The sequence below is a fragment of the Actinoallomurus sp. NBC_01490 genome, from assembly GCF_036227085.1.
Classification (GTDB): domain Bacteria; phylum Actinomycetota; class Actinomycetes; order Streptosporangiales; family Streptosporangiaceae; genus Actinoallomurus; species Actinoallomurus oryzae.
Window position 1 is genome coordinate 8,928,334 of record NZ_CP109433.1, and the last position, 12,079, is coordinate 8,940,412.

Genomic DNA, 12,079 nt, shown 5'->3' on the forward strand with positions numbered 1-12,079 from the left:
GATCATCAAAATCATATCTTGGACTTTTCGTCGGCCCCGGGCAGATCCTAGAGGTGTCCGCGCCCGACCCGGCTGGCGGGCCTTTCCCGCCTGGCCGCAGTCATCCGGCGTGCCCGGGCGACGAACCGATGAGGAGAACCATGACTTCCCCCGCGACCCCTGGCCGGCGGCGTATGCCCTACATCCGCCGCTGGTGCACGTTCCGATCGGCGCGTCGATCACGGCGGCCGTCCTCGACGCAATCTCCGTGGCCACCGGGTCCGGCCACGGCTCGGCCCGCAACCTGTACGAGGCCGCGACGTGGGTTCTCGTGGTCGGCATGGGCGTGATGTTCGTGGCGGCCCTGGCCGGTCTGGCCGACCGGTCCCGTGTGCTGGAGCGCGGGCCCGCCGCGCGGCGCGGGGTGAATCAGCATGCGGCGATCATGGGAACCGTGATGGTGTTGACGATCGCCGAGCTCACCTTGCGTCGCCAGCAGTATCCCGACGCCGGAGCCACACCGGCGGTGGTGCTCGTGGTCGAGGCGATCACAGTCGCGCTCACGATCTTCGGCCTGCATGTGGGCGGCAAGCTCGTCTACGGGAGGGGCCAGGACCTCGCCGCGGGTGTCATGCCCGCTCCGGCACCGGCGGGCAGCGTCGAGGAACCGGCGGAGCGATGAGCTCGCCGACGCTCACGGGTCGACCGGGGGCGCGGCCGGGTGCCGCGCCCCGCGGCGCCGGGATCGTGTTGTTCATATGCTGTTTCAGCCTGTTTATGACCCAGGTCGACGCCACCGCCGTGAACGTCGCGCTGTCGGCCGTGGGCCGCGATCTCGGCGGCGGGATCAGCGCCCTGCAGTGGGTCGTCGACGGCTACGTGCTGGCGTTGGCCTGTCTGGGGGTGACCGGCGGCGGGCTCGGTGACCGCTTCGGCCGCCGCACCGTCTACCTCGTCGGCCTAGCGGCCTTCATCCTCGCCTCGCTCGCGTGCGGGGCCGCCCCCGATCTTCCGGCCCTGATCGCCGCGCGGGTCCTCCAGGGTGTGGGCGCGTCCATGCTCATGCCGGTGACCCTGGCCATCATCGCCCACACCTTCGACGACCCGGCAGCCCGGACCCGGGCGATCGGCGTGTGGGCCGGGTCCTCGGGGGTGGCGGCTGCGGCCGGGCCGTTGATCGGCGGCGCCTTGGTCGCCGCCGTCGACTGGCGTGCCATCTTCGTCTTGAATGTGCCGATCGGCGCGCTGGGCCTATTCCTGACCCGCCGCTACGTCCCCGAGTCCCGCGCCGGGCGCCCGCGACCGTTCGACGCCGCCGGGCAGGCGCTGTGGATCCTGACAACCGCCAGCCTGACCTACACCCTCATCCACGCCTCGTCCGCCGGCTGGCTGTCAACACCTGGCCTGCTGTTGTTCGGCACAGCGGCCGTCGCAGCAGTCTGCTTCGGTGTCGCCGAGACGCGGTCCCGACATCCTCTCATCGATCCGGCGCTGTACCGGGACCGGGCATTCGCCGGCGCGAGCCTGCTGGCCGTGCTGTTCTACCTGACGTTCAACGGCATCCTGTTCATCGGCTCTCTGCAACTGCAACAGGTCCAGGGCCTGTCCCCAATGCAGACCGGCCTCAGGCTGCTGCCCGCCCCGGCCGCATTGGCCTTGGGCGGCACCGCCGCCGGGCGTCTGGCACCGCGCCTCGGGGCGCGGCCGATCCTGCTGTCCGCCGCCGCAGCCCTGAGCGCCGGCTCAGTTCTGCTCGTCCTCACTGGACAGAACGCCGGTCTGCTGCCCGCCGAATCGGCCTTCCTGCTCCTCGGCACCGGTCTGGGCCTGGCCAACCCGCTACTCACCGACATCGCGATGGTCGCGATGCCCCCGGCCCGCGCCGGCGTGGCCTCCGCGACCGTGGGCACCTCGCGACAACTCGGGTCCGTCCTCGGCGTCGCCGTGATGGGATCGCTGGCCACCGTGCACGGCCCGCGGACCGGCCACATCGCGACGCACACCACCCAGGCGCTCGACCCCAGACCGGGATACCTCGCAGCCACCGCCGCAGCACTCGCCGCAGTACTCGTCACGACCTGGAGCACGCCTCAGCGAACCCAGCAGCAATCCCCATAGCCCACCAGCTACCCGAGCATCGGCCAGCACCCCAGGACTGACACGCGGCAGAAGAGATCATTGACGAACACACGACACGGCCCGCTGGTAATGCTGCTACGACCAGGCGTCATCTGTGTCGTCCCTGCAGGTGGATGAGGGAGCGGGGTAAATGTGGGCCCGGCCCCAGGCGGTGGGCGTGTCATCGGTGATTTGCCTGGGTGGCGGGCTCCGTCGGCAGTGATGGGGTGCCGGAGGAGTCGGACGGCTGGAACAGGGCGCACGCGGCGCTCGCCGCCAGCAGCAGCGTGCCGGTGAGTAGGCCGGCGCGCAGACCGTGCGGGCCGTCAGCCATGGCTCCGCTGATGAGCGGACCGGCGCACTGCCCGATCCCGAAGACGGCGGTGAGGCCGGCGATCGCGGGCGGCCACTGGGTGGGCGGCAGGCTCCGGCGGGCGGCGGCGGTGACGGTAGCGCTGACCGTAAAGAAGCTGCCGAACAGCGCCGCGGAGGCCAGCTCGGCCGCGCCGGTGCCCGAAAGAATAGGGAGGACCGACGCCAGCGCGGTCATGGCCACTGGCACGGCGACGCCGCCGCCTCCGCGGATCCGGCTCAGCGGCGCGGCCAGCGTCAGGCCGATCACGATGCCGACCGCACCGAGGGCGAACCAAAACCATACGAGCTGGTCCGGCGTGCGTCCGTTGCCGCGCAGATAGGCGACGGAGAAGGTCATGTAGGTGATGTAGCCCGCGCCGAACAGCCCGTATGAGGCGAGGAGCGCGCCGACGCGCCGGTGTTCCCACGGCCGCGGGCCGCCGCCCCGGACCGGCCGCGCGAGCGGCATCCGCGTTAGCACCGGGGCGACCAGCGCCAGGCACGCCGCGCAAAGTACGCCGTCCAGCAGCCAGCCCGTACGCCAGTGCCCGGTGACCGCGATGGGTGTGATGAGGAGAGCCGAGACCGCGATGCCCAGCCCGGGCCCGGCGAAGTACAGTCCCAGGGCGCGTGTCTCGCGCTCGGCGGTGAGCCGCGTCAGCACTGCGGCACCCGCTATGAAGGCGACGGCCCCCGCCGCTCCGGCGACCAGCCGGAGGACTAGCAGCGCCGCGACGTCGCCGGTCGCGCCGCACGCTAGGACGGCGAGCGTGGCTACGGCGAGCGGGCCGAGAACGGCGTCGCGCTCGCCGAATACCGTCAGGGCGCGGTCGGCGATGATCGCGCCGATCAGGTAGCCGGCAGAGTTGGCGGCGCTCAGCGAGCCGGAAGTGAGGCTGGACCAGCCGAGATGGTGCTGCATGGCCGGCACGAGGAGGCCGTACGCGAACCGCCCGAATCCGTTCGCGGCGGCCGGCACCAGCATCAGAGCGAGTATCCGCACCAAAGAGCTCTTCATTACCGCCGTTCTCCCCGGTCGATCGTCTGGGGAGGATGCTAGGAGGGTGATGGCCCGCGCTCATGGTCCAATCGGTATATGAATTCTTGGGCCAAGCAGGGTGTGGACTTGCACCTGCACGTGGAGCGGACCGGCGGTACCGGCCTGCGTGCCGGGCTGGAGTATGCGCTGCGCGCTGCGGTACGCGGCGGCCGGCTCGAGGCGGGGACGCGTCTGCCTTCCTCCCGTCAGTTCGCGGCCGAGCTCGGCGTCGCCCGCAACACCGTCGCCGACGTCTACACCCAGCTCGTCGCCGAGGGGTACCTGACGAGCCGCCGCGGCGGGGGCACGTACGTCGCGGGAACGCCGGGCCGCGCCATGGCACCGGTGGCACCGGACGACGAGGAGGCCGCACCGCGGTACGACCTGCGCCCCGGCCGGCCGGACCTCGGCATCTTTCCGCGGGGCGCATGGCTGGCCGCGACGCGGCGTGTGCTGGGCGCCGGGCCGTCCGACGCCCTCACCTACGGTGACCCGCGAGGCCCGTTGGCCGCGCGCCGTACGCTCGCCGCTTACCTGGCCCGCGTCCGCGGCGTGGACGCCGACCCGGACCGCGTGGTGCTGTGCACCGGATACCGGCAGGCGGTCGCGCTGGTGGGCGCCGCGCTCGCCCGGTCCGGCGCCGTGAAGGTCGCGGTCGAATCCCCCGGCCTGCCGGAGGTGTCCGAGGCACTGATCCGAACCGGCCTGGCCCCGGTGGAGTTGCCCGTCGACGACGACGGTGCCCGCACGGACCTGCTCGGCGCGCTCGAAGCGGAGATGGCGGTGCTCACGCCGGCGCACCAGTTCCCGACAGGGGCGCAGCTGTCCGCGGACCGACGCGCCGCCGTCCTCGAATGGTGCCGCCGTACCGATGGTCTCGTGCTCGAGGACGACTATGACGGCGAGTTCCGCTACGACCGCCAGCCCGTCGGTGCCCTGCAGGGCCTCGCTCCCGACCACGTCCTCTACGCCGGATCCGCCAGCAAGACCCTCGCACCGGGCCTGCGCCTGGGCTGGTTGGTCGTTCCGCCATGCCTGCTCGACACCATCCTGGCGGAGAAGCGCCTCGCCGACCGCCACTCCAACGTGCTCGACCACCTGGTCCTCGCCGAACTCATCGACCGCGGCGACTACGACCGACACGTACGCCGGGCCCGCTCGCACTACCGGCGGCGCCGCAACGAACTCGCCCGTGCGCTCACAGGTTGTAAGCCCCCGCGCCGGGCCGCTGGCGTCGCCGCCGGCCTGCACGCGGTGGTGCCGCTGCCCGAGGGCACCCGCGACGCACTCGCCCGCCTGGACCAGGCAAGCGTGGCGGTGAACGATATGAGCCGCTACACCGGCGCACCGAACCCGAACGCCCTCGTCATCGGCTACGCGACACCACCAGGCCACGCCTGGCCAGCCGCTTTGACCGCTCTCATCGCCGCCCTCGACTCGTGACCTAAACCAACACGGCCGACCGGGCGCGGGTCCGCCGGAGCCCGGGCTCGTTGGCGGCCAGCCCGAGCCGGATGGGGGTGATGCACAGCATCACGACCATTTCCAGGTTCAGCCTTCGCTGGGCGGCGGCGGGCCTCAAGGGCGAGGGCTGGGTTTGCACCGCGCGACCGATGCCCGCGGTGTACTCGACCGCCGTTGGCACAAGATCGGCCTCAGCGCGAACGAGCTCGCGCACGTCGGTGGACGACAGTCGGATGTCGACCACGGACCGTCGCCCGCACCGTACGAGGAAGCGATCGGTGCCGACCGGCGTGAATGCCGGCCCATCGTCGCTGCCGGTCAACGGCTCCGGCAGCCGCCAGCGTGACAGCTCCTCGCCATTACACCGGTCGACCAGCCGAACCTTCGTCTCGCCCGGTGCGCCGACCAGCACGCCCTCACCGGCGGGGACGGGCAGCACGGTGTCGAGGCGATCGTCCGTTTCCCGGCGGCGTGCCCCCGTCCGGAGATCAATCGCCATGAGCGGCGTGTAACCGCGCCAGCCACCGACGAGCACGGTGTCCACCGCGGTCACTACGTGCCCGCTCCAACGAGGCAGCTCACTGTTCCACAGCAGGGCCCCTGTCCGAACGTCCAGGCAGGACAACTGGTCGGAATTCTGGGCGATGATCAGGCACTGATCACCACCGTGACAACCGCGCGGGGGTATGTGCCGACGGACACGTCCCAGTGAAGCGGACCCGTCCATCGGTCCACGCCGACAAGCCGGGTGCGGCGCTCATGAACGACGACCTGATCAGACGTCAGCGACAGCCCTTCGGCGGAGCCTCCCTGATGCAGGCTCCGCTCCCACAGGGTCCGATGAAACACCCGGCCACTCCACCAGGCGGAGCATCGTCACCTCAAGGCCTTCAAGCCTCTACGGAACGCCCGGTGCCGGGGACAGCGGCATCGGCGGGAGCGGGTTCCAGGTCACCGAGACGTCGCGCATCAGCAAGGCGCAGTCGAACGTGACGCTGCCCGGCGGGAACCGGTCCTCGTCATCGAAGAACGAGGAACGCACGGCGCGGACCTCGACGGGGTCCACACGCCAGGAGCCGGTGTCCAGTTCCAGTCCGTCCAGGCACCTCTCGTCCCGGCCGGCGGAGAAGCCGACCGACCCGCGGCGGAAGAACTCCGACGCCTCCGTCAGGTCGGTGAACAGCGCGCTGCCCTGGAAGCTCTCGGCCACGCCGACGTCGACGCTCACGCGGGTTGTGCCGTCACGGCTGGTGTAGCCGACATGGAGGTCCCGCGACGTCTCCCGTACGTCGAACGAGGCGCGGTGATGCCTACCGGGGAACAGCCGCCCGCCCACCAGGACATTGACGATCGATCCGCTGTCCCGGCGCGGGATGTAGACCCCGGTCCGGAGCCCCTCCGGACCGTCCCATTCGACCGCGATGCGATGCGCGGCGTTCTCGCTGCGCAGACCGAGTCCGTACGGCACCGAGCGCGGGCGGACCTGACCCAGGCGGATGAGACAGATCCCGGCGACCGCGTGGCCGTCGACCTGCTGGGGTCGCAGCGGGGCCGGTAACAGCCCGGCGACGACCGTCGGGTCGACGCGATAGTTCACCAGGAGGCGGCGCTCGACGACACTCGACAGCCGTGGCCGCCTCATGCCGGTCCCCGTTCGATGGCACGCCGCCTGAGCCGTCGGGAGATGGCCTCCTCGGGACAGACCGCGCTCAGGAAGCGGCCGACACCCAGCGCCAGCCGCTCCTCGACGAGCGAATACATGATCCGGTTGGCGTCACGGCGTTCCCGTACCAGCCCGGCGGCCTTGAGCACCCCCAGATGCCTCGAGACGGACGGCCCGCTGATCGGGAACTTCGCCGCGATTTCACCGGCGGCCAGCTCCCCTGAGCGCAGCTCTTCCAGGATCTGCCGACGCGTTGAGTCCGCCAGCGCCCGGAAGACACTCGCCTCCTGCTCGAGCTCGTCCGTTTCCATACTTGCTATTTAGCACAGGAGCTAAGGAGCGACAAGCCCTAGGAGCATTGATCCAGCACCGGAAACGTCTCGCATCCCACGTTCTTCAGCGTCGCATGCAGTACAACGTCCACAAGGAAAGGCGAAGCGGGGAGCCGATGACTCGTCGGCTCCCCGCTTCGACCAGGCGGTTCATGCCCCTACGGGGCTCAGGATCAGCTGCAGCCGCTGGTGGAGCCGCAACCCTCGCAGACATAGCAGCTGCCCGCCGGGCGCATCTTCGTGCCGCACGTCAGGCACAGCGGGGCGTCGGCGGTGCGGCCCTGGTGGCTCTCGATCAGCTCGGTCGAGGAGTGGGCGCCGGCGGCGGCCTGGGAGGACTTCTCCGGCTTCGGGCGCTCGACCGGGGCCGACTGGGCCAGCGTCTCCGGGTCGACGTCGTCGTCGGTGTGCACCGACGCCGGGTCCTGGCCGGCCGCCTGGGCGGCGCGCTCCTCGGCGGAGAAGATGCCCAGCTCGGCCCGCGTCTCGTAGGGCAGGTGGTCCAGGGCGAGACGGCGGAAGATGTAGTCCATCATGGAGTTCGCCATGCGGATGTCCGGGTCGTCGGTCATGCCCGCCGGCTCGAACCGCATGTTGGTGAACTTCTCCACCCAGGTCTCCAGCGGCACGCCGTACTGGAGGCTGATGGAGATCGCCATGGAGAAGGCGTCCATGACCCCGGCCAGGGTGGAGCCCTGCTTGCCGAGCTTGAGGAACACCTCGCCGAGGCCGTTGTCCGGGTACGTCGAGGCGGTCATGTAGCCCTCGGCGCCGCCGACGGAGAAGCGCGTCACCGTGGCCGGGCGGCGCTTGGGCAGCCGCGTGCGCACCGGGCCGACCTCGACGGGGGCCGCGGCCGGCTCCGCCTTCTCCTCGGCCTTCTTCTTCGCCGCTGACAGCGGCTGGCCGACCTTGCAGTTGTCGCGGTAGATCGCGAGCGCCTTGAGGCCGAGCTTCCAGCCCTGGAGGTAGACCTCCTCGATGTCCTCGACCGTCGCGCTCTCGGGGACGTTGACCGTCTTGCTGATGGCGCCGGACAGGAACGGCTGCGTCGCGGCCATCATCCGGACGTGGCCCATCGGGCTGATCGCGCGCTCGCCCATCGCGCAGTCGAACACCTCGTAGTGCTCCGGCCGCAGGCCGGGGGCGTCGACGACGTGGCCGTGCTCGGCGATGTACTCCACGATCGCCTCGACCTGCTCGGGCTGGTAGCCGAGCTTCTTCAGCGCGCGCGGCACGGTGTTGTTCACGATCTGCATCGACCCGCCGCCGACGAGCTTCTTGAACTTCACCAGCGCGAGGTCGGGCTCGATGCCCGTCGTGTCGCAGTCCATCATCAGGCCGATCGTGCCGGTCGGCGCCAGCAGCGAGGCCTGGGCGTTGCGGTAGCCGTTCCTCTCGCCGACCTTGAGGCACTCCTGCCACTGCCGGGTCGCCTCGGTGTGGATGGCCTTGTCGATCTCGTCGAGCGTGCGGACCTGGTCGTTGGCCGCGGCGTGCTTGCGCATGACCCGCTTGTGGGCCTCGGCGTTGCGCCCGTAGCCGTCGTACGTGCCGACGACGCCGGCGATTTCGGCGGAGCGCCGGTAGGCGACGCCGGTCATCAGCGAGGTGATGGCCGCGGCGAGCGCACGGCCGCCCTCGGAGTCGTACGCGTGGCCGGTCGCCATCAGCAGCGCACCGAGGTTGGCGTAGCCGATGCCGAGCTGGCGGTACGCCCTCGTGGTCTCAGCGATCTTCTCGGTCGGGAAGTCGGCGAAGGTGATGGAGATGTCCATCGCCGTGATGATCAGCTCGGTGAGCTTGACGAAGTTGTCGACGTCGAAGGTGTTGTCGTCGTTCAGGAACTTCAACAAGTTGATACTCGCCAGATTGCACGACGAGTTATCAAGGCTCATGTATTCGGAACAAGGGTTACTTGCGGTGATGCGCCCGGTTTCCGGGTTGGTGTGCCAGTCGTTGATCGTGTCGTCGTACTGGATGCCGGGGTCGGCGCACTCCCAGGCCGCCTTGGCGATCTTGTTGAAGAGGCCCTTCGCGTCGACGGTGTCGATCACTTCGCCGGTCAGGCGGGCCCGCAGGCCGAAGGAGGAGCCGGACTCGACGGCGCGCATGAACTCGTCGCTGACCCGGACGGAGTTGTTGGCGTTCTGGTACTGGACGCTGACGATGTCCTTGCCGCCGAGGTCCATGTCATAGCCGGCGTCGCGGAGCGCGCGGATCTTGTCCTCCTCGCGCGCCTTCGTCTCGATGAACTCCTCGACGTCGGGGTGGTCGACGTCGAGCACCACCATCTTGGCCGCCCGCCGGGTGGCGCCACCGGACTTGATCGTGCCCGCCGAGGCGTCGGCGCCGCGCATGAACGAGACCGGGCCGCTCGCGGTGCCACCGGAGGAGAGCAGCTCCTTGCTGGACCGGATGCGGGAGAGGTTGACACCCGAGCCGGAACCGCCCTTGAAGATGACACCTTCTTCCTTGTACCAGTCCAGGATGGACTCCATCGTGTCGTCCACCGACAGGATGAAGCACGCGCTCACCTGCTGCGGCGACGAGGTGCCGACGTTGAACCACACCGGCGAGTTGAAGCTGAACACCTGGTGGACCAGTGCGTGCGTCAGCTCGTGCTCGAAGATCTCGGCGTCTTCGTCGCTCGCGAAGTAGCCGTGCTTGCGGCCGGTCTCGGCGTACACCCCGACGACCCGATCGACCAGCTGCTTCAGGCTCCACTCCCGCTGCGGCGTGCCGACGGCGCCCCGGAAGTACTTCGAGGTGACGATGTTGGTCGCGTTCACCGACCAGAACTCGGGGAACTCCACACCGCGCTGCTCGAAGTTGACCGAGCCGTCGCGCCAGTTGGTCATGACGACGTCGCGGCGCTCCCACCGGACCTCGTCGTACGGGTGAATGCCGGGCCGGGTGAAGATGCGGCGCATCTTCAACCCCTTGCGGCCGCCCCTCCCGCGCCGTGCCTGGCCGCTCACCGTCTCCGTCATGACCTCCCCCTTCTCAGGCCGAACCGGCCCATTCCAAGGATTACCTCGTACAACACGCAATCGGGCGCCGGTGTTACCGGTCGCGCTCCGCCGCGCGAAGAGTCTCGATTTCCTTCTCGAAGTCGTCGATCGACTCGAACCCCCGGTAGACGGAGGCGAACCGCAGATAGGCGACCTCGTCCAGCTCGCGCAGCGGCCCCAGGATGGCCAGCCCCACGTCGTGCGAGCGCATCTCGGCGGTGCCGGTGGCCCGGACGGCCTCCTCGACACGCTGTCCGAGCTGAGCCAGTGCGTCCTCCGTCACCGGGCGCCCCTGGCAGGCCCGGCGCACCCCGGCGACGATCTTGTCGCGGGAGAACGGCTCGGTGACTCCGCTGCGTTTGGCGACCATCAGGAGTACGGTCTCCTGGGTCGTGAAACGACGACCGCACTCGGAGCACGACCGGCGCCGCCGGATCGCCGCGCCGTCGTCGGTGGAGCGACTGTCGATCACCCTGCTGTCGGGGTTGCGGCAGAACGGGCAGTGCACGGTCGATCCCCCTCCCCCGGCGTTACGTCTCGATTACAGCGGCTTCACTGCGTAACCACAACCTGTGGTGAACTACATCCGTGTAACTACTAGATGTTGTGGTCTACCGTACGGCTCCGCAGAGGCCTCCGCAACCTCGTCGGCAACAGGAGCACGAAGAGCCCGCTCACGTCACGGCGACGTCGGCGTGTCGCGCCCTCGCCCGGCGAGGGGAACCGGCGAGCGGCGAGGCCGTCAGCGCGCGGGAATGTAGACCTTCTGGCCCGGATTGACGACGGCGCCGGACAGGGCGTTGAGGTCGATGATGCGCTGCACCGTGACGCGGGGGTCGACCTCCGGCCGGGCGCGTACGGCGATGCCCCACAACGTGTCGTGCGGCCCCACGACCACCGACTCACGGGCGACCGCCGGCCCTCTCTCTCCGCCCGACGTGGCACGGGCGCCGTGCCGCGCCCCCGTCCAGAAGCCGGCGAGGAGCACCAGGGCCACGGCACCGACCACGACGACCCGGCCGCGCCGGGTGAGCCGCACGGGCGCGGCGGGATGAGGCCGAGCGGATGAGTTCATGCCTCCCCCTTCGTCGGAGGAGAGACCCGACACACGTGTTCGTCGATTCGCTCGCTCATGTCGATCTCCCCTCGCCGAGTCGAAAGAGATTTCGATCGAACATCAGTACGAGTTGTACCGCGAGAGCCGACGAATTTCCAGGACATCTTCGAACAGGTGTTTGATCATTTAGCGCGAAGGCGCTAACGTCCGTGTACAGGAACGAAATACCGGCGACAGCGCGTCACCGGAGCACAGTCATCCAGCGGAGACATAGATGAGCAAGGTTCGGGAAATGCCCGACGGCCCGCGCGACGAGTCGGGGCTGACGGCACGCCAGCGCAAGGTTCTGGAGGTGATCCGCGACTCCGTCCAGCGCCGCGGTTACCCTCCGTCGATGCGCGAGATCGGCGAGTCGGTCGGGCTGACGAGCACCTCCAGCGTGTCGCACCAGCTGCGCGCGCTGCAGCGCAAGGGCTTCCTGCTGCGCGACCCCAACCGCCCGCGCGCCGTCGTGGTCCGCATGCCCGGCTCGGCCGCCGTACGGAGCGAGCCGGAGTCGTACGAGACGGCCTCGGGGCAGGAGACGGCGACCCGTCCCGCGCCCGCGTACGTGCCTCTCGTGGGCCGCATCGCCGCCGGTGGCCCGATCCTGGCCGAAGAGGCCGTGGAGGACGTCTTCGCACTGCCCAAGCAGCTCGTGGGCGAGGGCACGCACTTCCTGCTCAACGTCACCGGTGACTCGATGATCGAGGCCGCGATCGCCGATGGCGACTGGGTGGTCGTCCGCCAGCAGCCGGTGGCCGAGAACGGCGACATCGTCGCCGCCATGATCGACGGCGAGGCGACGGTCAAGACGCTGAAGCGCCGCGACGGCAAGGTGTGGCTGATGCCGCACAACCCGGCGTACGACCCGATTCCGGGCGATGACGCGACGATCCTCGGCCGGGTCGTCGCGGTGCTGCGCAAGATGTGATCGACGCGTCTCCGGACTGTGCACGGTGAGGGCGCCCCGCCATGGGGTGCCCTCACCGCATTTTGATGTCGCCTTTGCGGGCATTC

Annotated in this window: 11 protein-coding genes; 4 read left to right on the plus strand and 7 right to left on the minus strand. The window is 69.8% G+C overall.

What is annotated here, in order from left to right:
• Positions 1-109: 109 nt before the first annotated feature.
• Entirely contained in the window at positions 110-661 is a 552-nt protein-coding gene (locus OG417_RS41185) for a DUF2231 domain-containing protein (protein ID WP_329240875.1), read from the plus strand.
• The gene (locus OG417_RS41190; protein ID WP_329240878.1) at positions 658-2,097 is read left to right on the plus strand and encodes an MFS transporter; all 1,440 of its coding nucleotides are present in this window, start codon (positions 658-660) and stop codon (positions 2,095-2,097) included. The genes OG417_RS41185 and OG417_RS41190 overlap by 4 nt, the downstream gene beginning before the upstream one ends.
• Before the next feature lie 181 nt (positions 2,098-2,278).
• Here OG417_RS41190 and OG417_RS41195 read toward each other — a convergent pair whose 3' ends face one another.
• On the minus strand, positions 2,279-3,469 hold the full coding sequence (locus OG417_RS41195; protein ID WP_329240881.1) for a YbfB/YjiJ family MFS transporter: 1,191 nt from the start codon (positions 3,467-3,469) through the stop codon (positions 2,279-2,281).
• Positions 3,470-3,547: 78 nt separating this feature from the next.
• Here OG417_RS41195 and pdxR point away from each other — a divergent pair, with 78 nt between their 5' ends.
• Entirely contained in the window at positions 3,548-4,933 is a 1,386-nt protein-coding gene (gene pdxR, locus OG417_RS41200) for a MocR-like pyridoxine biosynthesis transcription factor PdxR (protein ID WP_329240885.1), read from the plus strand.
• Between the two features lies 1 nt (position 4,934).
• Here pdxR and OG417_RS41205 read toward each other — a convergent pair whose 3' ends face one another.
• The 6 genes from OG417_RS41205 to OG417_RS41230 all read right to left on the minus strand — a co-directional run bounded on the left by OG417_RS41205 (position 4,935) and on the right by OG417_RS41230 (position 11,038).
• Positions 4,935-5,498: a hypothetical protein gene (locus OG417_RS41205; RefSeq protein WP_329240887.1), complete on the minus strand. Its 564-nt coding sequence runs from the start codon at positions 5,496-5,498 to the stop codon at positions 4,935-4,937.
• A gap of 354 nt (positions 5,499-5,852) precedes the next feature.
• Complete coding sequence (locus tag OG417_RS41210) at positions 5,853-6,596, minus strand: DUF2071 domain-containing protein (protein WP_329240890.1); 744 nt, start codon at positions 6,594-6,596, stop codon at positions 5,853-5,855.
• Positions 6,593-6,928: a metalloregulator ArsR/SmtB family transcription factor gene (locus OG417_RS41215; RefSeq protein WP_329240892.1), complete on the minus strand. Its 336-nt coding sequence runs from the start codon at positions 6,926-6,928 to the stop codon at positions 6,593-6,595. The genes OG417_RS41210 and OG417_RS41215 overlap by 4 nt, the downstream gene beginning before the upstream one ends.
• Before the next feature lie 194 nt (positions 6,929-7,122).
• On the minus strand, positions 7,123-9,942 hold the full coding sequence (locus tag OG417_RS41220) for a vitamin B12-dependent ribonucleotide reductase (RefSeq protein WP_329240895.1): 2,820 nt from the start codon (positions 9,940-9,942) through the stop codon (positions 7,123-7,125).
• A gap of 73 nt (positions 9,943-10,015) precedes the next feature.
• Positions 10,016-10,471, minus strand: coding sequence for a transcriptional regulator NrdR (gene nrdR / locus OG417_RS41225; RefSeq protein WP_329240898.1), 456 nt, complete (start codon positions 10,469-10,471; stop codon positions 10,016-10,018).
• A 234-nt stretch (positions 10,472-10,705) separates the two neighbouring features.
• Positions 10,706-11,038, minus strand: a complete 333-nt coding sequence (locus OG417_RS41230) for a LysM peptidoglycan-binding domain-containing protein (protein ID WP_329240901.1) — start codon at positions 11,036-11,038, stop codon at positions 10,706-10,708.
• Positions 11,039-11,294: 256 nt separating this feature from the next.
• On the opposite strand from OG417_RS41230, the gene lexA reads away from it, so the two are divergent.
• Positions 11,295-11,993, plus strand: a complete 699-nt coding sequence (lexA, locus tag OG417_RS41235) for a transcriptional repressor LexA (protein WP_329240905.1) — start codon at positions 11,295-11,297, stop codon at positions 11,991-11,993.
• Positions 11,994-12,079: the final 86 nt, after the last annotated feature.